We start from the raw sequence: 21,937 nt of genomic DNA on the forward strand, positions 1-21,937 counted from the left end.
CCGTCCCCCCGTTTGCGGCGCGGCATCACCCGCTACGAAGGTCATCCATGCCCCACAGCCAAACCTCTGCACCTCGCGTCGGCCTCCTCGGTGGACGCCTCGCGCGCGGAGCATCGCCGTGGCTTCTGCCGACCGTCGCCACCGCCGCCGTCAGCCTCGTCCGGGCCCGCAAGTCCGGACGCTGGGCGGCAGTGGCCGTGCCCACCACCGCGCTCGCGGCGGGCATGCTGTGGTTCTTCCGCGACCCCGAGCGTGAGATCACTCAGGGCCGGGTCATCTCCCCCGCCGACGGTGTGGTGCAGAGCATCATGCCGTGGAAGGACGGGCGGACCCGCGTCGCGATCTTCATGAGCCCGCTGAACGTCCACGTCAACCGTGCGCCCCTCGCGGGCACGGTGACGTCCGTGGAACACGTTCCCGGTGGATTCGTTCCGGCGTTCAACAAGGAGAGCGAGAACAACGAGCGCGTCGTCTGGCACTTCGACACCGAGCTCGGCGACATCGAGATGGTGCAGATCGCCGGCGCCGTCGCCCGTCGCATCGTCCCGTACCTGCCGGCCGGCACCAAGGTGGAGCAGGGCGAACGCATCGGTCTGATCCGCTTCGGCTCCCGCGTCGACATCTACCTCCCCGAGGGCGTCGAGATCGCGGTCGAGGTCGGACAGGCCACCACCGCGGGGGTGACCCGAATTGACCGTGACTGAACCTGAAACCCCGGCGAACCTGTCGACGCCGGCATCGGGATGGGTACCCGAGGCGTCCGAGGAGGAGTCTCCCGAGGACGACATGCCGCTGTCACTGCGGCTGTCGATAGCGGACACCCTGACCCTCGGCAACGCGACGTGCGGATTCATGGCGGTGTACTTCACCACCACCGGGATCCTCATCCCGCACCTCACCGGCAGCGGCGAGTCGGGCATGGCCCGCAGCAGCGCGGCGACCGCCGTGATACTGATGCTGCTCGCCGCGGTCTTCGACCTCTTCGACGGCATCGTGGCCCGCAAGCTGCGCAGCTCGCCGATGGGCGCGGAGCTGGACAACCTGTCCGACCTGATCAGCTTCGGCCTGGCCCCGGCGTACTTCGTCCTCGTCTACGGCATGGTCGCCGATGACGCGGTGCAGAAGATGTCGGCGCTGGCGGCGATCGTCGTCCTGCTGGCCGTCGTCCTGCGCCTCGCGAGATTCAGCTGCGTGGCGATGAAGGACGGCATGTTCCAGGGCATGCCGAGCCCCTTCGGTGCGCTGACGGTCGTCTCGATCGTGCTGCTGGAGCTGCCGTTCATCCCGACCCTGCTGGCGATCGTCGGCGTGGCCTGGCTGATGGTGAGCCGGGTCGAGTACCCCAAGCCGCGGGGTGTCCTCGCGGTGGCGATGCTCAGCTGGATCGTCGCGGCGATGGGTCTGCTGGCCGCGTGGGCGTTCGACGCGCCGGGCGGCGGGCTGCTGCTCCAGACCGGCTGCGCGCTGCAGATCGCTCTGGCGGCGACCATCCCGCTGTTCGCGACGACCCGTCGCGCGAACACGTTCCGCCACAACCGCCGTGAGGCGCGGGCCACCCAGGCCCCGTAGCCCCGGCTGTACGCGCACGCAAGGGCCCCCGGCCGCCACCAGGCAACCGGGGGCCCTTTCGCGTGCGCGGGGGCCCTACGCCGCTGCGGCGGGGTCCGGGGCGGAGCCCCGGGGAACGGTGGAAGGGTGGGGTAGGGGACCTCGCCCCGCGCAGCGGCGCATCCGGTGCCGGGCCCGGCGGCGGGCGCCCGGCCGGGGGGGTCCCCGTAACGTTGGTGTCGGAAAACCGCCAGCCCGGGGACCGGCCGCCCAGGAGGATGGGAGCCATGTACACCGATACGGAGCGTTGCGTGCGGGCAGTCCAGTCGAAGGACGCCCGCTTCGACGGCTGGTTCTTCACCGCCGTGAGGACCACCGGCATCTACTGCCGCCCCAGCTGCCCCGCCGTACCGCCCAAGGTCGAGAACATGACCTTCCTCCCCAGCGCCGCCGCCTGCCAGCAGAGCGGCTACCGGGCCTGCAAGCGCTGCCGGCCCGACACCTCCCCCGGCTCCCCCGAGTGGAACGCCCGCGCGGACGCCGTCGCCCGGGCCATGCGCCTCATCCAGGACGGGGTGGTCGACCGGGAGGGCGTCCCGGGGCTGGCCTCCCGGCTCGGGTACTCCGCCCGCCAGGTGGAGCGCCAGCTGGGCGCGGAGCTCGGCGCCGGCCCCCTCGCCCTCGCCCGGGCCCAGCGCGCGCAGACCGCCCGGCTGCTGATCGAGACCTCCGGGCTCCCGATGGGCGACATCGCCTTCGCCGCGGGGTTCTCCTCGATCCGGACCTTCAACGACACCGTCCGCGAGGTCTTCGCCCTGGCCCCGAGCGAGCTGCGGGCCAAGGCCGCCGGCCGGGGGCCCGTCCGGGGTGCCGGGCCCGCCCAGGTGCCCGGCACCATAAGCCTGCGGCTCCCCTTCCGTGCCCCGCTCACCCCCGACAACCTCTTCGGCCACCTCGCCGCGACCGCCGTCCCCGGGGTCGAGGAGTGGCGGGCGGGCGCCTACCGCCGCACGCTCCGGCTCCCGTACGGCACCGGCGTCGTCTCCCTCACCCCGCAGCCCGACCACATCGGCTGCCGGCTCGCCCTGACCGACCTGCGCGACCTGACCATCGCCATCAGCCGCTGCCGGCGGCTCCTGGACCTCGACGCGGACCCCGAGGCCGTCGACGAGCAGCTGCGTGCCGACCCGCTGCTCGCCCCTCTCGTGGCCAAGGCTCCCGGCCGCCGGGTGCCCCGTACCGTCGACGCGGAGGAGTTCGCCGTACGGGCCGTGCTCGGGCAGCAGGTGTCCACCGCGGCGGCCCGTACGCACGCGGCCCGGCTGGTGCGCTCCTTGGGCGAGCCGGTGACCGACCCCGAGGGCGGGCTGACGCACCTGTTCCCGACCCCGCAGGCCCTGGCCGGGGTGGACCCGGAGTCCCTGGCCATGCCGCGCAGCCGGCGGGCCACCTTCACCACGCTCGTCTCGGCCCTGGCCGACGGCTCGCTCCCGCTCGGCATCGACAGCGACTGGGAGGCGGCCCGCGCACGGCTGGGGGCGCTGCCCGGCTTCGGGCCGTGGACCACCGAGATCATCGCGATGCGGGCCCTGGGCGACCCGGACGCCTTCATCCCGGGCGACCTGGGCATCCGGCGGGCCGCGCAGGGGCTCGGGCTGCCCTCCACGCCCGCGGCGCTGACGGCCCGCGCGGCGCGCTGGCGGCCCTGGCGCGCGTACGCCGTGCAGTACCTGTGGGCCACCGAGGACCACGCGATCAACGTCCTGCCCGCCTGACCCGACCGACTTCAGAGGAGTACGAGCCACCATGAGCAGCAGCACGAGTAGCACCAGGCACCACACCGTCGTGGACAGCCCCTACGGGCCCCTCACCCTCGTCGCCGCCGACGGGGTCCTCTGCGGGCTCTACATGACCGGGCAGCGCCACCGCCCGGCCGAGGAGTCCTTCGGGGAGCGCGTCGCGGCGAGCGAGGCCCCCTTCCCGGAGGTGGAGCGGCAGCTGACCGCGTACTTCGCCGGGGAGCTCACCTCCTTCGACCTGCCGGTCCGGCTGGAGGGCACCGAGTTCCAGCGCAGCGTGTGGGAGCAGCTCGTACGGATCCCCTACGGGCAGACCTGGTCCTACGGGGAGCTGGCCGCCAAGCTCGGCAAGCCGAACGCCTCGCGCGCGGTGGGGCTGGCCAACGGGAAGAACCCGGTCGGCATCATCGTGCCGTGCCACCGCGTCATCGGGTCGTCCGGCTCCATGACCGGCTACGGCGGCGGCATCGACCGCAAGGTCCGCCTGCTGGCCTTCGAGTCCGGAGCCGAGCAGCTCTAGGACTCAGCCGACGGGGGTGCGACCGCTTCGAGGTCCGCGACCGTACCGGACATGACGGCACGGACGTGCCGGGTGAGGTGCTCCACGGGCCAGTCCCACCAGGCGAGGGCGAGCAGGCGGGCGATCTCCTCGTCGGTGTGGCGGGTGCGGATGAGGGTGGCCGGGTTGCCACCGACGATCCCGTAGTCGGGGACGTCGTCCACGACCACGGCGCCGGCCGCGATGATCGCGCCGTGCCCGATGCGCACCCCGGGCATGACCATCGCGTGGTAGCCGAACCAGACGTCGTTGCCGACGACGGTGTCGCCCCGGCCGGGCAGGCCTGCGAGCAGGTCGAAGTGGTCGGCCCAGGATCCGCCCATGATGGGGAAGGGGAACGTGGAGGGGCCGTCCATGCGGTGGTTGGCGCCGTTCATGAGGAACCGGACCCCGGTGCCCAGCGCGCAGAACTTCCCGATGACCAGCTTCTCCGGCCCGTAGTGGTAGAGCACGTTGCGGGTCTCGAACGCGGTGGGATCGTCCGGGTCGTCGTAGTAGGAGTACTCCCCCACCTCGATCAGCGGCGAGGTGACCAGCGGCTTCAGCAGCACCACGCGCGGCTGGTCGGGAAACGGGTGGAGCACCGTCGGGTCCGCGGGGAAAGGCATGCCCTAGATGACCACCAGCGGCACCAGCAGCGCGAAGGCGGCGCCTGCCTCGACCGCGTAGGCGTACAGGGACGGGTGCTGGACGGGGGCCGCGAGCAGGACCACGCTCTGCTGGGCGGCGGCCGCGACGACCCAGTCGGCGTCGGCGCCGAGGCCGCCCTGGTACCAGCCCTCGCAGGAGCCGGGGCCGGTGACGGCCAGGACGTCGTCCTCGCGGCGGTAGAAGGCCTGCCAGCCCTCGGCCGGCACGGACCAGGCCTCGAAGTCGGTGAACTGGGCCCAGCCGCCGTCGCGGATCGCGGTGTCGAACATCCAGACCGGCACCCCGTCCGGGGTGACCTCGCCGCTCTCCTGCTGGTCGGTGGTGAAGTGGACCATGGGCAGGGCGTCGGGCCCGTCGGCGGTGCTGGGCCAGGCGTACATCGTGATCATCTGCTGAATTCTGTCCTGCTCGGTGTAGGCACGGAATAACGAGCGGAGGGCGCTACGAGGCCTGCGGCCTGCGGCCGTTCTCCAGCTCCACGGTGCCCTCGCCGGTCCGCAGGACCCGGCATGCCTCCACGGTGCGCAGGCCCAGGGATCCGAGCAGATGGTCCGTCAGCTCGGCCGGCTCCACCAGCCTCCACGAGATCAGCTCCTCTTCCTGGAGCTTGATGGAGGCGAGCTGTTCGGCGTCGAGCACGCCGCCGTCGTAGAGGTACGCGACGAGCGGGGGCCGGCCCTCGCCGACCGACCAGTCGACGGCGAGCAGCCGGCCGAGCGGTACGTCGATGCCGATCTCCTCGGCGCTCTCCCGGCGGGCGGCCGTACGCGGGGACTCCCCCGTGTCCGACTCGATGGTGCCGCCCGGCAGCGCCCAGCCCTCCCGGTAGTTGGGCTCGACGAGGAGCACCCGGCCCTCCGCGTCCCGGAAGAGGGCGGCCGCTCCGGCCAGCACCCGGGGCAGGCTCGTGATGTAGGTGGCGTAGTCATCGGTGGTGGTCACGCCGCAACCCTACCCAGCCGCCCCGGGTGGCCGGGGATCACTCCTCCCCGCCGCCGCCCGCCGGCCCGTCCTCCCGGTCGCGGTTCCTCGACTCCGCGACGCGGCGCAGGCGGGGGTGGCGGGCCGGGCCCTGTTCGGTGATGGCGTCGCCGACCATGGCCTTGACCGCGTCCCGCAGTCCGTGCAGGGCGTGGTGGCGGACGGGGCCCGCGCCCGGGTCCTCCCGCAGCTCCTTCACCAGGGCCCAGCACAGGAGCAGCATCACGACCACGAACGGCAGGGCGACCAGGATGGTGGCCGTCTGGAGGGACTTCAGGCCGCCCGCGACGAGGAGTACGGCGGCCACGGAGGCCATCAGCACGCCCCAGGTGACCACGAGCCAGGTCGGCGGGTGCAGGGAGCCGCGGCTGGTGAGGGAGCCCATGACGAGGGAGGCGGAGTCGGCGCTGGTGACGAAGTACGTCATCACCAGGAGCATGGCGATCCACGAGGTGACCGTGCCGAGCGGGAGCGCGTCGAGCATCGCGAAGAGCGAGGCCTCGGTGCCCTCCTTGGCCTTGGCGGCCATGTCGGCGACGCCGGTGGAGTCGAGGCGGATCGCGGTGCCGCCCATGACGCAGAACCAGACGACGGTGGCGCCGCTGGGCACCAGGAGCACGCCGACGAGGAACTCGCGGATGGTGCGGCCGCGCGAGATGCGGGCGATGAAGGTGCCGACGAAGGGCGCCCAGGAGAGCCACCACGCCCAGTAGAAGATCGTCCACGCGCCGAGCCACGCGCTGTCGGTGAAGGCGCCGGTGCGGGTGGCCATCGGGAGTAGTTCGTGCAGGTAGCTGCCGACGCTCGCCGGGATCACGTCGAGGATGTAGACGGTCGGGCCGAGGACGAAGACGAAGGTCATCAGGGCCGCGGCGAGCACGATGTTGATCGTGCTGAGCCATTTGACGCCCTTGTGCAGGCCGGAGAAGGCGGAGAGCACGAAGGCGGCGGACAGGGAGCCGATGATGATCAGCTCGACCGTGGTCGAGTCCTCGATCCCCGTCGTGATGTTGAGCCCCTTGGCGACCTGGAGCGCGCCGAGGCCGAGGCTGGTGGCGGTGCCGAAGACGGTCGCGAAGACGGCGAGCAGGTCGATGGCCTTGCCCTGCCAGCCGTTGGCCCGCTCCTCGCCCATGAGGGGGACGAAGGCGGAGCTGAGGCGGTTTCCGCGGCCCTTGCGGAAGGTCGCGTAGGCCAGGGCGAGGCCGGCGATGCCGTAGATCGCCCAGGGGGTGAGGGTCCAGTGGAAGAAGGAGTAGTCGAGCGAGGCCCGGGCGGCGTCGCCGGTGCCGGGGGCCGCGCCGGAGGCCGGGGGCGGGTTCAGGTAGTGGGTGAGCGGCTCGCCCACCCCGTAGAACATCAGCCCGATGCCCATGCCCGCGCTGAACATCATCGCGATCCACGCGAGGTTCGTGAACTCCGGCTCCGAGTCGTCCTTGCCGAGGCGGATCCGGCCGAAGCGGCTGATCGCGAGCACGACGCACATGACGAGGAACACATCGGCGGCGATCACGAAGAGCCACGCGAAGTTGCTCAGCACCCAGGCCAGCGCGCTGCTCGACGCCGAGTCGAAGGAACCCTTCCCGAGGGCCGCCCAGGCGACCACGGCCAGGACGGAGATCACTCCGATGACGACGACGGTACGGTCCGGGGTCCCGTCAGTGCCGCCGACGGGGCCTTCGGACCCGCCACCTGGGGAATCCGGACGTGGCTGTTCCAGTGAATCCGCGCTCATGCGGCCACACTATGCAGGCATATATCCCTATTTAGGGGTATGCCGCGCCGGGTGTGGCCCAGGCCACGCATGGGCATAGGAGGATCCTCCGGATAGGCTCATGGGTGGCGCGACTGCACTGTTCGATAGCAAGGGATTAGCAAGGTGACGGACGGAGCAGTAACTGAGACCGCGCGCGTGCTCATCGCCGCGGACAAATTCAAGGGCTCGCTCACGGCCGTTCAGGTCGCGGAGCGGGTGACGGCCGGCCTTCGCAAGGCCGTACCGGGCGTGGAGATCGAGACCCTCCCCGTCGCGGACGGCGGCGACGGTACGGTCGCGGCCGCCGTGGCGGCCGGTTTCGAACGCCGGGAGGTACGGGTCACCGGGCCGCTCGGTGACCAGGTCACGGCCGCTTTCGCCCTGCGCGAGGGCACCGCGGTGGTCGAGATGGCGGAGGCCTCCGGGCTCCAGCTGCTGCCGGCGGGTGTCTTCGCCCCGCTGACGGCGACCACCTACGGCTCCGGCGAACTGCTGAAGGCCGCACTCGACGCGGGAGCGCGCTCGATCGTCTTCGGTGTGGGCGGCAGCGCCACCACCGACGGCGGTGCGGGCATGCTGGCCGCGCTGGGCGCGGTGTTCCTGGATGCGAACGGTGAACCGGTCGGTCCGGGCGGCGGCGCGCTGGCCGGGCTGGCCTCGGCCGACCTGTCGGGCATCGACCCCCGCATCAAGGAGATCGACTTCGTCCTGGCGAGCGACGTGGACAACCCTCTGACGGGTCCGAAGGGCGCTCCGGCGGTCTACGGCCCGCAGAAGGGGGCGTCGCCCGAGGACGTGGCGACGCTGGACGCGGCGCTGGCGCACTTCGCGGTGGTCCTGGAGAAGTCGATCGGCTCCCTGGCCGCCGAGGCGGCGGTTTCGCCCGGCGCGGGCGGAGCGGGCGGCATCGGCTACGGGGCACTGCTGCTCGGCGCCTCGTTCCGGCCCGGCATCGAGCTGATGCTGGAGGTGCTCGGCTTCGCGCCGGCGCTGGAGCGGGCCACGCTGGTCATCACCGGCGAGGGTTCGCTGGACGAGCAGACCCTCCACGGCAAGGCTCCGGCCGGTGTCGCGGCGGCGGCTCGTGCGGCGGGCAAGCCGGTCGTCGCGGTCTGCGGCCGCCTGCTGCTCACGCAGGAGGCCCTGCAGGCCGCCGGCATCCAGCGGGCCTACCCGCTCACGGACATCGAGCCGGACCCGGCGGTGAGCATCCCGAACGCGGGGCCGCTGCTGGAGCGGGTGGCGGAGAACATCGCGGCCGACGTCCTCTGACCTGGCGGTCGGCTCTTCCGGAGGCCCGGATCCCCTGACGGGGGTCCGGGCCTCCGGCGTTCTCGGCCCTCCGGGCAGGGCGGCCCCGTGGGGGGAGAGAGTCCTCTACCCGCCCTTCCACCGTTCCCTGGGGCTCCGCCCCAGACCCCGCTCCTCAAACGCCGGAGGGGCTGGAATTGCCCTGCGGCAATCCAGCCCTCCGGCGTTTGAGGAGCGGGGGTACGGGCAGCGCCCGGGGAACGGTGGAAGGGCGGGTAGGGGAGCCAGCCCCGCAGGGTCAGGCCCGTACAGAGGCCGGCGCGGCGGTGCGGGCCGCGGTCACGAGTTCCGCGGTTTTGACGATCCGCGCGAAGCCGCCGCCCTGGAGGTTGACCGCGGTGGCGGTGGCGAGCTGGTCGGCCGTCAGCCGGGGTGCGTCCGGGCCGGGTTCGGCGGCCAGGTCGAAGGTGTGCGTGGCGTCGAGCGGCACGAGGACCTCGTAGCCCAGGTTCCCGGCCATCCGGGCCGTGGTCTCGACGCACATGTTCGTCTGGATGCCGGCGACGACCAGCTGTCCGACGCCCTGGGCGGTGAGCCATTCGGCGAGGTCCGGGGTGCCGTAGAAGGAGGAGTTCACGGACTTGGTGATGTGCAGGGCGGCCCCGCCGGCCCGCTCGGCGACGAAGTCCTTGAAGGCGTACCCGGGCTGGTCCGGCGCGAGGACGGAGCCGGCGGTGCGCGAAGCGTGCTGCACGAGCACGACCGGGCGGCCGGTCTCCTGCCAGGCGTCCATCAGCGCGGCGATGTTCCCCTCGGCGGCCGGGTTGTTGCGCGGCCCCCAGAAGTCCGGGTCGTCGAAGCCCTGTTGGACGTCGATGACCAGCAGGGCACTGTTCGCGGCGATCTCGATGCCGCTGTCGATACCGGTCGCGGTCGTGGCCGCCTGCTCGGTCTCGGTCGTGCTCATGGTCTCGGTCGTGGTCGTGGTCGCGGTCTCGATCTCGTTCGTCATGGCCTCATCCTGGGCGCCCCCGCCCCCTCGGACCAGTACCATCCGGCCCGCGAACCGATGGGATCCTGCCAGTGTGGCAGTTCGGGCCAGACGAGCTCCGCGGGCGGGCTCCGCCCCAGGTCGGGGGCCCCGCGGCGGCATTTTCCGGGGGCTCGGGCCTCCCCTTCGGCCGGGCCTGCGTGGCAGACTCACGGCCATGCACCGCGTCGCGATCGTCGCCCAGCCCGGCATCCGCGCTTTCGACCTGGCCGTCATCACCGAGGTCTGGGGGTCCGACCGCGGCCATCTCGGGGTACCGGCTTTCGAGCTGCGCCGGTGCGCCCTCGACACCGGCCCGATCCCGCTCCCCGGCGGGCTGTCCCTGGCTCCCGATCGCGGGCTCGACTGGCTCCGCGAAGCCGACCTCGTCGTGGTCCCCGCGCTGGAGCGGCCCGGCGACCGGACGCCCGAGCCGGTCCTCGCCGCCCTGCGGGACGCCCACGCCCGGGGCATCCCGGTGGCCGCCCTGTGCGCCGGGGCCTTCATCCTCGCCGAGGCCGGGCTGCTGGCGGGCCGCCGGGCCGTGACCCACTGGTCCCTGGCCCCGGCGCTGGCCGGCCGGTACCCCGCCGTGCGCGTCGAGGAGGCCCCGCTCTACGTCGGGGACGACGGGCTGTGGACCTCCGCCGGGGTCGCCTCCGGCATCGACCTCTGCCTGCACCTGGTCCGCGAGGCCCACGGCTCCGAGGCGGCCGCCGCCATCGCCCGCTCGATGGTGACCGGGCCCTTCCGCACCGGCGAACACGCCCAGTACCTGGACCGCCCGACCCCGGTCGCCGACCGGACCGCCGAGGCGCTGGCCCTCGTACGGGAGCGGGCGCTCGGGCGGCTGCACGAGGCGCTGGACGTGGCCACCCTGGCCCGGTGGGCCGGGATGTCGCCGCGTTCCTTCGCCCGGCACTTCGCCGCAGCCACCGGCACCACCCCGCACAAATGGCTCCTGGGCCACCGTCTGGACGAAGCCCGCAAACTGCTGGAACGCACCGATCATCCGGTCACCGAGGTGGCCCGGCGGGCCGGATTCGCCAGCGAGGTCACCTTCCGGCAGCACTTCGCCTCGTACGTCGGCACGAGCCCCCGGGCCTACCGTGCGGCCGCTACCGCACCGGGACCCCCCGGGCCTCCCCCAAACCCCGTCGACAGTGTTAGAAATGGCTCATGACCGGACGTTTTGGCCTAGCCAGGGGCTCTGAAGGAGCGCCGCAGGACAGGCCCCCGCCCGAGGACGGGTCCCCACCCGGAATCGGGCCCGGACGCTCCCGGCTGTTCGCGCGCCTTTCGCTCGGCGCCCGCAGCGTCGCCGGCCAGGTCTTCGCCCTCCAGGCCGTCCTCGTGCTGGTGCTGATCACCGCCGCCGCCACGGCCCTGTTCTTCCAAGCCCGGTACGACAGCCAGCGCGACGCCCGCAACCGCTCCCTCGCCGCCGCCGAGGCATTCGCGCACGCCCCCGGCCTCCCGGCGGCCCTGAAGTCCCCCGACCCCACCGCCGTGCTCCAGCCGCTGGCCGAGGGCGCCCGCCGGGCCTCGGGCGTCGACTTCATCGCCGTCATGACCACCGACGGGATCCGGTACACCGACTCCCGCCCCGAGCTGATCGGCCGGCGCGCCACCGGCGACCTCTCGCGCGCCGTGGCCGGCCAGGCCTTCACCGAGACCTTCGAGGGCAAGCCGAGCGACGTGGTCCGCGCCGTGGTCCCCGTACGGGACTCCGCGGGCGCGGTCGTCGGCCTGGTCGCCACCGGCATCGAGGTCGGGAACGTCGGCGACGGGGTCGAGGGCCAGCTGCCCCTGCTCCTGGGCGCGGCCACCGGCGCCCTGCTCCTCGGCACCGGCGGCGCGGCCCTCGTCAGCCGCCGGCTGCGGCGCCAGACCCGGGGCCTCGGCGAGGCCGAGATGACCCGGATGAACGAACACCACGAGGCGGTTCTGCACGCCGTCCGCGAGGGCGTCCTGATCATCGACGCCGAGGGCCGGCTGCTGCTGGCCAACGACGAGGCCCGCCGCCTCCTCGACCTGCCCTCCGACGCCGAGCTGCGGCACGTGGGCGACCTAGGCCTCGATCCGCCCACCGCCGCGCTGCTGGCCTCCGGGCGGATCGCCACCGACGAGGTGCACCGCGCGGGCGACCGGCTCCTCGCCGTGAACGTCCGCCCGACCAAGCCCTACGGGGGCCGCCCCTCCGGCACCGTGACCACCCTGCGCGACTCCACCGAGCTCGCCGCGCTGTCCGGCCGGGCCGCGGTCGCCCGCGACCGCCTCCAGCTGCTCTACGACGCCGGCGTGCGCATCGGGACCACCCTGGACGTGGTGCGCACCGCCGAGGAGCTCTCCGAGGTCGCGGTCCCGCGGTTCGCGGACTTCGTCACCGTCGAGCTGCTGGAGCCGGTGCTGCGCGGCGAGGAGCCCGGCGGCGGGGTGCACACCGAGATGCGCCGGGCCGCCATCAGCGGGATCCGTGTGGATTCCCCGCTCCAGCCGGTGGGAGACGTGATCCGCTTCGTGGTGCCGACCGCGCCGATGTCGGCGGCCCTGGACGCCGGGCGGGCGGTCCTCGCGGCCGATCTGAACTGCGCCTTCGGCTGGCGGGCCCAGGACCACGACGGCACCCGGGTGGCCCTGGACTACGGGCTGCATTCGCTGATCTCCGTACCGCTCCAGGCCCGCGGGGTGGTGCTCGGCATGGCCAACTTCTGGCGGGCCGACACTCCGGAGCCCTTCGACGAGGAGGACCTGTCCTTCGCGGAGGAGCTGGCGGCGCGGGCCGCGGTCTCCATCGACAACGCCCGCCGCTTCACGCGCGAGCACGCGGTGGCCGTGACCCTCCAGCGCAGTCTGCTGCCGCGGGTGCTGCCCGATCTGAGCGCCGTGGACGTCGCCTTCCGGTACCTGCCCGCGAAGGCGGGGGTGGGCGGGGACTGGTTCGACGTGATCCCGCTCGCCGGGGCCCGGGTCGCGCTGGTCGTCGGCGACGTGGTGGGGCACGGGGTGCACGCCGCCGCCACCATGGGCCGGCTGCGGACCGCCGTGCACAACTTCTCCACGCTCGACATGCCGCCCGACGAGCTGCTGGGCCACCTGGACGAGCTGATCGACCGGATCGACCAGGACGAGTCCTCGGCCGAAGAGGGCTCCGGGGAGAGGGAATCCTCCGGGGTCACCGGCGCCACCTGCCTCTACGCGGTGTACGACCCGGTGTCGGGCCACTGCGCCATGGCCAGCGCCGGCCACCCCGGCCCGGCGCTGGTCGGGCCCGACGGCCGGGTCGCGTACCCCGAGCTGCCGATCGGGCTGCCGCTGGGCGTCGGCGGGATGCCCTTCGAGGCCGTGGAGCTGCGGCTGCCCGAGGCGAGCCGGCTCGTGCTGTTCACCGACGGGCTGCTGGAGGACCGCGACCGGGACTTCGACACCGGCCTCGCCCTGCTGACCGAGGCCCTGTCCCGGCCGGACCGCAGCCCCGACCAGGCCTGCTCCGATGTGCTGGCCTCGCTGCTGTTCCCGGCGCCGAGCGATGACATCGCCCTGCTCATCGCCGACACCCGGCGGCTCCCGGCCGAGCAGATCGCGGAGTGGGAGGTGCGCCCGGACCCCTCGGACGTGTCCCGGGTCCGCCGCGCGGGCTCCGCGCAGCTGACCGCGTGGGGCCTGGGGGACGTCACCTTCACCGCCGAGCTCATCCTCAGCGAGCTGATCACCAACGCCATCCGGTACGGGACCCCGCCGATCCGGGTCCGGCTGCTCCGCGACCGCACCCTGATCTGCGAGATCTCCGACGGCAGCAGCACCTCGCCGCACCTGCGCTACGCGGCCACGACGGACGAGGGCGGGCGCGGCCTCTTCCTCGTCGCCCAGTACGCGGAGCGCTGGGGCACCCGCTACACGGACCGCGGCAAGGTGATCTGGGCGGAGCTCCCCCTGACGGGCGCGGCGGAGCCGGCGCCGCCGGCCGTGGTGGACCTGGACGCCCTGGAGGACCTGGCCTGGTAGCCGGAGGGTGCGCTGTCCCCCGCCCGGCTCAGAGCCGGGCGGCCAGCCGCGCCTTCGCCTCCGGCCATTCGGCCGCCAGCAGGGAGAAGTACACGCTGTCGCGCCAGGTGCCGTCCGGGCGGCGGCGGTGACGGCGCAGGACGCCTTCGCGCTGCGCTCCGAGGCGGGCGATGGCGGCCTGGGAGCGGGTGTTGAGGTGGTCCGTCTTGAGCTGGACCCGGCCCATGCCGAGGTCTTCGAAGGCGTGGGTGAGCAGGAGCAGCTTGGACTCGGTGTTGACGGCGCTGCGCCAGTACGCGCGCCCGTACCAGGTCCAGCCGATCTCCAGGCGTTCGTCGGCCGCGCTGATGTCCAGGTACGTGGTCCAGCCCACGGCCCGGCCGCTTCCGAGGTGGATGACGGCGAAGGGGACGTACTCGCCGCGCTCCGCCGCCTCCAGCACGGTGTCGAGCGTGGCGCCCAGCTCCTCCTGCGTCCGCGGCGCGGGGCCGCCCTGCCAGCGCCACACCTCCTCGTCCCCGCCGCCGGCCGCGTACAGGTCGGGGAGGTGACTGCGGGTGAGCGGCTCCAGGCGGACGTGGCGGCCGGTAAGCGTGACGGGGGACGGCGACTTGGCCGACGTGGACGTGGCAGACATGACGAAGACGCTAGCCGCTCTTTGCGCTAGAGACAACACATTATTGCACTAGTGCATTTACAGGGTCCGGGCCAGCAGCACCGCCACGTCGTCCTGCGGGGCCTCCGGGAGGAGGGCCGCCAGGATCGTGTCGCACAGTGCCTCCAAGGGCTCCCCCGCACCCCTCAGGGCCCCCGCCAGCCCCGCCATCCCCTCGTCCAGGTCCCGGTCCCGGGACTCGATGAGGCCGTCGGTGTAGAGCACGAGCAGGCTGCCCGGTTCGAGCCGGACCTCCTCCGTGCGGAACTCCCGTCCGCCCGTGCCGAGCGGGGTTCCCGGCGGGCCGTGCAGGAAGGTCACGGCCCCGGCGGCCGTGACCACGGCCGGCGGCGGGTGGCCGGCGCGGGCGATGACGCACGCTCCCGACACCGGGTCGTGGACGGCGTAGACGCACGTGGCCATCTCGTCCTCGCCGAGGTCCGCCACCACCGCGTCCAGCGAGCGGAGCATCTCCTCCGGGCTCACCTGATGCCGCGCCAGGGTCCGTACGGCGGTGCGCAGTTGGCCCATGACCGCGGCCGCGTGGATGCCGTGGCCCATCACGTCGCCGATCACCAGGCCGGTCCGGCCGTCCGGCAGCTCGATCACGTCGAACCAGTCCCCGCCGACGTCGTGGTCGCTGGCCGGCAGGTAGCGGCCGGTCAGCTCCAGGCCGGCGACCTCGGGCAGCGCGTTGTTGGTGAGGCTGCGCTGCAGGGTCAGGGCCGCCGCGCGCTGGGTGGTGTACATCCGGGCGTTGTCGATGTTCAGGGCCGCCCGGGCCACCACCTCGTCGATCAGTACGCAGTCCTCGTGGTCGAAGACCTCGCGCCCGCGCACCCGGGTCACCACGACCACCCCGAGCACCCGGCCGCGGGCCACCAGCGGGACCATGCGGGCGCAGCCGAGGGTGGCGAGGTAGGCGCGCAGCGCGCCCGCGCGCGGGTCCTTGATCAGGGCCGGGATGTCGGCGGTGAAGAGGTTCATCGCCACGCCCTCGGTGATGACCTGCTCGTAGGCGGTGCCCGCCGGGATCTGGAAGGTCTGCCCGGCGGTCAGCTTGGCGGTGGGCGCTGCCGGATCCGGGAAGAGGGAGGCCAGGCGGCGCAGCACGCCCCGCGTGGAGGCCCCGGCCTCGTCCGGGTCCAGTACGGCTTCCAGGAGCTGTACGTCGGCCGAGTCCGCGAGCTGCGGTACCAGCACCTCCACGATCTCCTGGGCCGTCTGCCCCAGGTCCAGCGTGGTGCCGATGCGGGTGCCGGCCTCGGAGAGCAGGGCGAAGCGGCTGCGCGCCCGCTCCGCCTCCGCCTGGGCGCGCTGTCCGTCGGTGATGTCGATGAGGGAGGCGATCAGGCCGAGCCGCCGCCCGGAGCCGTCCAGCAGCGGGGCGTAGGAGCAGGACCAGGTCCGGTCGTGGTCGGGGTCGGCGGGGGTGCGGCCGGTGCGGCGGACGTCCACGACGGCGGAGCCGCATTCCAGCACCTTGCGCATGAGCCGTTCGAGCGCGGCGGCGTTGACCCCGGGCACCACCTCGGTGAGCCGTTTGCCGACGTGCTCGGCGGCGGACACCCCGTTCATCCGGGCGAGGGCGTCGTTGACGCGCAGGAAGCGCAGGTCCGGGCCGAGGGTGCCGAGGCCGATCGGCGACTGGGTGAACAGGCTCTGCAGCGCGGCCAGCGAATCGCGCATCCCGAGGACCTCGGAGGTCTCCACGGCGATGAGCATGGAACCGGTGCGCCCCTGCGGATCGGGGGAGGGCAGGATCCACATCTCCATCGGGACCTGGTGGCCGTCGCGGTGGCGCACGGGCAGGGTGCCGACGACGGTCTCCCCGGCCTGGACCCTGCGGGTCAGCTGGTCGGCGAGTTCGTGGTTGGCGTCGGGGACGAGCACGGCGGAGCCCAGCCGGCCGAGGATGTCCTCGGGGCGGTGCCCGAGCAGGTCCTGGGCGGCCAGCGACCACTCGACGACGAGCCCGTCGGCGTCCTCCCGCCACAGGGCGATCGGCAGCAGCTCGCTCAGTACGCCCGCGTACCCGACAGCAGCCACCGGCTGGTCCGGTACCTCGCTCGTCTCCTGGTACGTGTCCAATGCGCCGACCTCACCCCAGGGGGCCTGATTCCTAACGATTCACACTATCCGAGCCTTCGCTGACCGGCGCTGTGTCGCGCCGGATTCCGGCTTCGGGTGGAGCCAGGGCAGGATCACGGTGACCCACATCAGGACGACGTAGAGGATCAGGGCTCCCCACCAGCCGCCCAGCGGGCCCCGCTGGAACTGGACCAGGCCGGCGAGGACCCCCGCGAACAGGGCGGCTCCCAGCACCGGCCCCCACCGCTCGGAGCCGGTGAAGAGCAGCGCGGCGGCCGCCAGCGCGAACAGCGCGCCGACCAGCAGGGTGCGCTCCCAGCCGTCGGCGCCGGGCGGGCCGGGCAGGTGGGCGCGGGGCAGCCACAGGCCGACGACGGGCAGGGCCGGCAGGGTGACGAGCATCAGGAGCACGCGCGGGGCTCCGCCCGGGACCCCGGAGCGGAGCAGGGCCGCCAGGGCGGCCATCGCGAAGAGACAGAGCGGGACGTGCCCGGGCAGCGAGGACCAGTGCCCGGTGCTGAAGCCGACGCCGGTCCACATCAGCGCGGCCGCCACCAGGGCGGGGACGGGGGCGAACGCGGCGATCACCGGCAGCAGGCAGAACAGCGGCTTCAGGGCGGACAGCACGGCGCGCGGCAGCCGGGCCGCGAACCGTCCGGAGGGCTGGAGCGCGGGCCAGGCGATGAGCGCCGTGCGCACGACCGCACGGCACGGATCGGGGGCCCTCAGGAGCCGGTCGACCCGTTCGGCGGCGACCTCGCCGAGCGCGTCGAGCCCCTTCTTCAGGGCGCCGGGGGCGTCGAGGTCGGGCTCCAGGAAGGACAGCGCCCGCGGGATGTCGCCCGGGCGGTTACCGGACGCGGGGCCTTCCCGGTGCAGGGCGGTCAGCAGCGGCAGTTCCTCGTCGAGGATCTCGCGCTGGCGGACGGCGGTCAGTACGTAGCGCACCCGGTCCCAGGGGCACATCCGCGGCCTGAGCCGCAGGGAGTCGGCCCACAGCGCGGCGAAGCGGGGGCAGGGGCCCAGCCGGGCGGCGAGCCGGTCCCTGAGGTCGGGGAGGCCGGTGAAGCCGCCGAAGGCGTGTTCGAGGCGTTCGTCGGTGGCGACGACGGAGACGAGCGAGGCGGCCGTGTCGAGGCGGCCCCAGATCCAGTCGGAGAGCCGCCAGCGGACGCTGAGGAAGGCGGCGAAGTTGCCGAGCTGGTTGCCGCTGAGCTTGCCGTGGACCGTGTCCTGCGGGGTGCGGTGAGGGCCCATGACCCGGTCGGCGGCCCAGCTGTCGTTGGCCGCGGAGACCGTGTGGAAGGAGATGTCGGTGGCCTCGGACTGCGGATCGGGGCGCAGCGGGCCGAGGATCACCTCGGCGTCGGTGAGCGCGGCGCGCATCTCGTCGGCGCCGAGGAGGGCGGCCTCGCCGAGGGCCTGGAAGCCGGCCGGGGCCGGTACCAGGGCCGTCCCGATGGTGCGGCCGAGGCGGGAGATCCGGTCCAGGAGCTCCTGGTAGGGGCCGGGGTCGGCGGCCTCCCCGCTCCCGGCTCCGGTGCCCGGCGCGGGCTGGGGTTCCTCGGTGATCCGGGCGGCCAGGTCCCGGGCCCAGCGGTACCAGGCCTCCGCGGGCTCCCCGTCGGCCGGCACCGCGGGCATCGCGGTGCGCAGCCGGGCGGTGGCGGCGCCATGGGGTCCGAGGGGGCCCGGCGGGTCGCCGGGCACCCGGCCGCTTTCGAGTGCCTCGGCGTAGGCGGTGAGCAGCAGCCGGTCCCGGGCGGCGGTCAGGGTGGAGACGGCGAAGCGGTAGGCGTAGAGGAGTTCCCGGCACTCGGCGATGGCGGCGAGGTGTTCGTCCCGCGCGTCGTCGTTCTCGTAGGCCACCACCCAGTCCATGAGCAGCCGTACGGCGCGGGCCAGGGCCAGCGGTGAGGAGTACGGGGTGGGCGCGAGGGCCGGGGCCGCCTCCCGGAGCCGGGCGAAGAGCACCGGGGCCCGGCCGCCGGCCCGGTCCAGCCGCGCCAGCGGGCCGGGGCCGCAGGGCACCGGGAGCGGATCGGGGCCGGTCACCGCGGCCGGGTCCGACAGCAGCCGGACGAGCCGCTCGGCCCCGGCCAGGCCGACGGCCGGGGAGTACGAGGCCGCGCGCGCGAGCGCCGCCCTCTGCAGCGCGGCGCGGTCCGCGGGCAGCGCGCGGGTGACGGCGCGGGCCATCTGCGTGGCGGCCGCGGCTGCCCTCATCTCGACGGCGTCCTCGTACAGGGACTCCGAGCCGGACTTCACGGCCAGGGATTTCGCGGCGATCCGGACGAGGCGGGTGGCCCGTTTGCGGTTGCCCTTCTCGGGCTCGGGCGGGAAGGGCGGCACGGGCTGGAGGAACAGCAGCCACCGGTCGGCCCTTCCCGTCACCGGGATTCCGGCGACGGCCCGGACGGCCCAGGCGACGGGGATGTTGTCGAGGAGCCCGCCGTCGATGAACTCGGCGCAGCCGTCCAGTTCGCCGTCGGGGTAGCCGCTCTCGCTGCTGATCCCGCGCATGTCCACCCGGGGCGCGGCCTCCTCCCGCTGCGGTGCGTCGTCGCCGACGAAGCAGCGGCCCGGCTCGAAGGCCACGGGGAAGGAGGAGGAGGAGGTGCGGGCCGCGTACGCGAGCCGGTCCAGGGCGTCCCCGCGGGCCTCGCCGTCGGGGAAGTCGGTGAGGCCGCCGCGGTGGCGGAAGTGGAAGTACGCGTTCGAGCGGCCGACCAGCAGCGGCTCCCCCAGGGTGGGCCGCACCCAGTCCGTACGGGGCCGCAGCCGGGTCGCCGTCAGGATCAGCCGCAGCGAGGAGGCGGGCCGCGAGGCGGTGCCGGGCGGCGGGACGAGCGCCTCCAGGGCCGCGCGGAGCCCGCCGTAGAAGACCTCGTCGCCGCGCATCAGCGCGTTGGGGACGTCGAAGAGAGCCGGGCGGCGCAGGAGGTCTTCGAGGTCGCCGAGGCGCAGCCAGACGTCGCGGACCCCGTGGTCGAAGGGCATGCCGTACACGAGGTGGCAGGCGAGCAGGACCCCGTTGAGGCCGCCGGCGCTGGTGCCCGAGAGGACGTCGATGTCGACGGTGCGGTAGCCGCCGGCGTCGAGCAGGGTCCGGTAGACGTCCGGGCAGCCGGGGCCTTTCGTCGGACTCCCGTCGTCGCCCGAGGGGCAGCCGGGCGTTTGACGACAGGCCCGGGCGCCGGGAGCGTCCGGGGCGGCTTCCCGCAGCTTCGACACCTCGCAGCACGCGCCGCCCATCCAGACGGCGAGGCTGACCCCGCCCCGCATGGCGAGGGCCAGCCGCAACTCCGTACCGCGGGGCCCCGGCCGGGTACCGGTCATACCTCCAGCTTGGCCCCGGACCGGGCGCCCCGCAGCCGGGCTCGGCTACTACTCCCAGTCGTCCCAGGGCGGGTCGATGTCCTCGTCCTCCGGGCCGAAGAGCGACTCCTCCGCCCGCGGGGCCGGATGGGGCTGGGCGGGTACGGCGGCCGGCGGGCGCGCGGCGGCCGGGGCGGTCCGGGTGGCCGCCGCGGGGGCGGACACGGCGGCCCGGGGGGCCGCCACCGGGGCGGCTGCGGACTCCGAAGGCTCGGCCCCCGCACCACCCGGTTCGGGCTGCGCTCCGCCCAGGGTCTTCAAGATGCCCTCGGCGTACTTGGCGAGCTTGGCCTCGCCGACTCCGCTGATGGTGCCCAGCTCCGCGACCGTCGTGGGCAGCCCCGTCGCGATCTCCCGCAGCGTCGCGTCGTGGAAGACGACGTACGCCGGGACGCCCTGCTCCCGCGCGGTCTCGGCGCGCCATGCGCGCAGGGACTCGAACACCGGCACGGCGGCCGCCGGCAGGTCGACCGGTACCCGGCCGCCCTTCCCGGAGCGCGATCCGCCGGACTCCCTGCGGGACGAACCGGCCGCCGGCGCCGTCTCCTTGCGCATCGGGACGCTCCGGCGGCCGCCCAGCACCTCGCCGCTGGCCTCGGTCAGCACCAGCGTGCCGTAGTCGCCCTCCACCGCCAGCAGTCCGAGCGCCAGCAACTGCCGGACGACCCCGCGCCATTCGTTCGTGCCGAGGTCCGCTCCGATGCCGAACACCGAGAGCCCGTCGTGGTCGAACTGGATGACCTTGGCGGTCTTCTTGCCCTGCAGGATGTCGATGATCTGGCCGGCGCCGAACTTCTGGCGGCGCTCCTTGGCCAGCCGCCACACCGTGGACAGCAGCTTCTGCGCCGCGACCGTACCGTCCCAGGACTCGGCCGGCGTCAGGCAGGTGTCGCAGTTCCCGCAGTCCGGCGCGCCGGTCTGCCCGAAGTACGCCAGCAGCCGCACCCGGCGGCAGCCGACCGTCTCGCACAGCGCGAGCATCGCCTCCAGGTGTCCGGCCAGCGCCCGGCGGTGCGCTTCGTCGCCCTCGGAGCCCTCGATCATCTTGCGCTGCTGCACCACGTCCTGGAGCCCGTACGCCAGCCAGGCCGTGGCGGGCTCCCCGTCGCGGCCGGCGCGGCCGGTCTCCTGGTAGTAGCCCTCGACCGATTTGGGCAGGTCCAGGTGGGCCACGAAGCGCACGTCCGGCTTGTCGATGCCCATGCCGAAGGCGATCGTGGCCACCACCACGACCCCGTCCTCCCGCAGGAACTTCGACTGGTTCGCCGCGCGCGTCCGGGAGTCCATGCCCGCGTGGTAGGGCACGGCGTCGATGCCCTGCTCGACCAGGGCGGCCGCCGTCTTCTCCACCGAGGCCCGGGAGAGGCAGTAGACGACCCCCGCGTCGCCGGGGTGCTCGGTGCGGATCAGCTCCAGCAGCTGCTTGACCGGGTTGTTCTTCGCCACGATCCGGTACTGGATGTTGGGCCGGTCGAAGCCGGCCACGAAGTGGCGGGCCTCCTCCAGGCCGAGGCGCGCGGCGATCTCGGCGTGCGTGGCCTCGGTGGCCGTCGCGGTCAGCGCGATCCGCGGCACCTTGGGCCAGCGCTCGTGCAGCATGGACAGCGCGAGGTAGTCCGGCCGGAAATCGTGGCCCCACTGGGCGACGCAGTGCGCCTCGTCGATGGCGAAGAGCGAGACCGTGCCCCGGTCGAGGAGCCGCTGCGTCCCTTCGGTGCGCAGCCGCTCGGGCGCCAGGTAGAGCAGGTCGAGCTCACCGGCGACGAAGGCCTGCTCGACCGCGCGCCGGTCGTCGGACAGCTGCGTCGAATTGAGGAACCCTGCCCGCACCCCGAGCGCGTTGAGCGCGTCCACCTGGTCCTGCATGAGCGCGATCAGCGGGGAGATCACCACTCCGGTGCCCGCTCTGACCAGCGCCGGGATCTGGTAGCAGAGCGATTTGCCGCCGCCGGTGGGCATCAGCACCAGCGCGTCGCCGCCGCCGGCCACGTGCTCGATGATCTGCTGCTGCTCGCCGCGGAACGAGTCGTACCCGAAGACGCGGTGGAGCACCTGCTGGGCGTCGGGGATCTCGACGGCTGCTTCGGAAGGGGTCATCCCAGAAGCCTAGCGACCTCCTCGGACACATCCGCCCGGATCCCCCCGACCCTGTGGATATCCCGGAAGGACCCACGGCTCGTCACGCGGCGGCGCGGCCGGGCGCCCGGGCGGCCCGACCGGTGACACAGTGGAA

Annotated in this window: 16 protein-coding genes; 7 read left to right on the plus strand and 9 right to left on the minus strand. The window is 73.7% G+C overall.

The features are described from left to right. Positions 1-47: 47 nt before the first annotated feature. The 4 genes from OG276_RS05815 to OG276_RS05830 all read left to right on the plus strand — a co-directional run bounded on the left by OG276_RS05815 (position 48) and on the right by OG276_RS05830 (position 3,867). On the plus strand, positions 48-704 hold the full coding sequence (locus OG276_RS05815) for a phosphatidylserine decarboxylase (protein WP_266903384.1): 657 nt from the start codon (positions 48-50) through the stop codon (positions 702-704). Between the two features lie 82 nt (positions 705-786). Then, the gene (pssA, locus tag OG276_RS05820) at positions 787-1,569 is read left to right on the plus strand and encodes a CDP-diacylglycerol--serine O-phosphatidyltransferase (protein WP_266912559.1); all 783 of its coding nucleotides are present in this window, start codon (positions 787-789) and stop codon (positions 1,567-1,569) included. Between the two features lie 266 nt (positions 1,570-1,835). Continuing rightward, positions 1,836-3,323: an AlkA N-terminal domain-containing protein gene (locus tag OG276_RS05825; RefSeq protein ID WP_266903386.1), complete on the plus strand. Its 1,488-nt coding sequence runs from the start codon at positions 1,836-1,838 to the stop codon at positions 3,321-3,323. Positions 3,324-3,354: 31 nt separating this feature from the next. Further along, positions 3,355-3,867 (plus strand): methylated-DNA--[protein]-cysteine S-methyltransferase, encoded by a 513-nt coding sequence (locus OG276_RS05830; protein WP_266903388.1) that lies wholly within the window; start codon positions 3,355-3,357, stop codon positions 3,865-3,867. Here the strand turns inward: OG276_RS05830 and OG276_RS05835 are convergent. Genes OG276_RS05835 through OG276_RS05850 form a run of 4 tightly spaced genes read right to left on the minus strand, consistent with a single transcriptional unit; the run spans position 3,864 to position 7,273 of the window. After that, positions 3,864-4,514, minus strand: coding sequence for a CatB-related O-acetyltransferase (locus tag OG276_RS05835; protein ID WP_266903390.1), 651 nt, complete (start codon positions 4,512-4,514; stop codon positions 3,864-3,866). The two genes, OG276_RS05830 and OG276_RS05835, sit on opposite strands and share 4 nt — an antisense overlap. Before the next feature lie 3 nt (positions 4,515-4,517). Beyond that, complete coding sequence (locus tag OG276_RS05840; protein WP_266903392.1) at positions 4,518-4,946, minus strand: hypothetical protein; 429 nt, start codon at positions 4,944-4,946, stop codon at positions 4,518-4,520. 52 nt (positions 4,947-4,998) lie between these two features. Continuing rightward, entirely contained in the window at positions 4,999-5,499 is a 501-nt protein-coding gene (locus OG276_RS05845; RefSeq protein ID WP_266903394.1) for an NUDIX hydrolase, read from the minus strand. Positions 5,500-5,536: 37 nt separating this feature from the next. After that, positions 5,537-7,273, minus strand: coding sequence for a BCCT family transporter (locus tag OG276_RS05850; protein WP_266903396.1), 1,737 nt, complete (start codon positions 7,271-7,273; stop codon positions 5,537-5,539). Positions 7,274-7,417: 144 nt separating this feature from the next. Here OG276_RS05850 and OG276_RS05855 point away from each other — a divergent pair, with 144 nt between their 5' ends. Then, positions 7,418-8,566, plus strand: coding sequence for a glycerate kinase (locus OG276_RS05855; protein WP_266903398.1), 1,149 nt, complete (start codon positions 7,418-7,420; stop codon positions 8,564-8,566). Between the two features lie 277 nt (positions 8,567-8,843). Here the strand turns inward: OG276_RS05855 and OG276_RS05860 are convergent, their stop codons facing one another. Continuing rightward, positions 8,844-9,455 carry a cysteine hydrolase family protein gene (locus OG276_RS05860; protein WP_266912561.1) on the minus strand — a complete coding sequence of 204 codons (612 nt, stop codon included), beginning with the start codon at positions 9,453-9,455 and terminating at the stop codon, positions 8,844-8,846. Between the two features lie 298 nt (positions 9,456-9,753). On the opposite strand from OG276_RS05860, the gene OG276_RS05865 reads away from it, so the two are divergent. Together OG276_RS05865 and OG276_RS05870 are read left to right on the plus strand one after the other, a co-directional pair. Next, positions 9,754-10,758, plus strand: a complete 1,005-nt coding sequence (locus tag OG276_RS05865) for a GlxA family transcriptional regulator (protein WP_266903400.1) — start codon at positions 9,754-9,756, stop codon at positions 10,756-10,758. Further along, a complete protein-coding gene (locus OG276_RS05870) occupies positions 10,755-13,580 on the plus strand; it encodes a SpoIIE family protein phosphatase (RefSeq protein WP_266903401.1) in 2,826 nt (941 codons plus the stop codon). The genes OG276_RS05865 and OG276_RS05870 overlap by 4 nt, the downstream gene beginning before the upstream one ends. A 28-nt stretch (positions 13,581-13,608) precedes the next feature. Here OG276_RS05870 and OG276_RS05875 read toward each other — a convergent pair whose 3' ends face one another. From OG276_RS05875 to recQ, 4 genes are read right to left on the minus strand one after another with little or no spacing between them, the layout of a single operon-like run. After that, complete coding sequence (locus tag OG276_RS05875) at positions 13,609-14,217, minus strand: GNAT family N-acetyltransferase (RefSeq protein ID WP_266903402.1); 609 nt, start codon at positions 14,215-14,217, stop codon at positions 13,609-13,611. A gap of 57 nt (positions 14,218-14,274) precedes the next feature. Further along, the gene (locus OG276_RS05880) at positions 14,275-16,326 is read right to left on the minus strand and encodes a SpoIIE family protein phosphatase (RefSeq protein WP_266903403.1); all 2,052 of its coding nucleotides are present in this window, start codon (positions 16,324-16,326) and stop codon (positions 14,275-14,277) included. A 39-nt stretch (positions 16,327-16,365) separates the two neighbouring features. Continuing rightward, positions 16,366-19,665 (minus strand): DUF3376 domain-containing protein, encoded by a 3,300-nt coding sequence (locus OG276_RS05885; protein ID WP_266903404.1) that lies wholly within the window; start codon positions 19,663-19,665, stop codon positions 16,366-16,368. A 48-nt stretch (positions 19,666-19,713) separates the two neighbouring features. Then, the gene (gene recQ, locus OG276_RS05890; RefSeq protein ID WP_266903405.1) at positions 19,714-21,801 is read right to left on the minus strand and encodes a DNA helicase RecQ; all 2,088 of its coding nucleotides are present in this window, start codon (positions 21,799-21,801) and stop codon (positions 19,714-19,716) included. Between the last annotated feature and the right edge of the window lie 136 nt (positions 21,802-21,937).

Origin of the sequence: Streptomyces sp. NBC_00086 (assembly GCF_026343255.1) — a bacterium.
Lineage (GTDB): Bacteria > Actinomycetota > Actinomycetes > Streptomycetales > Streptomycetaceae > Streptomyces.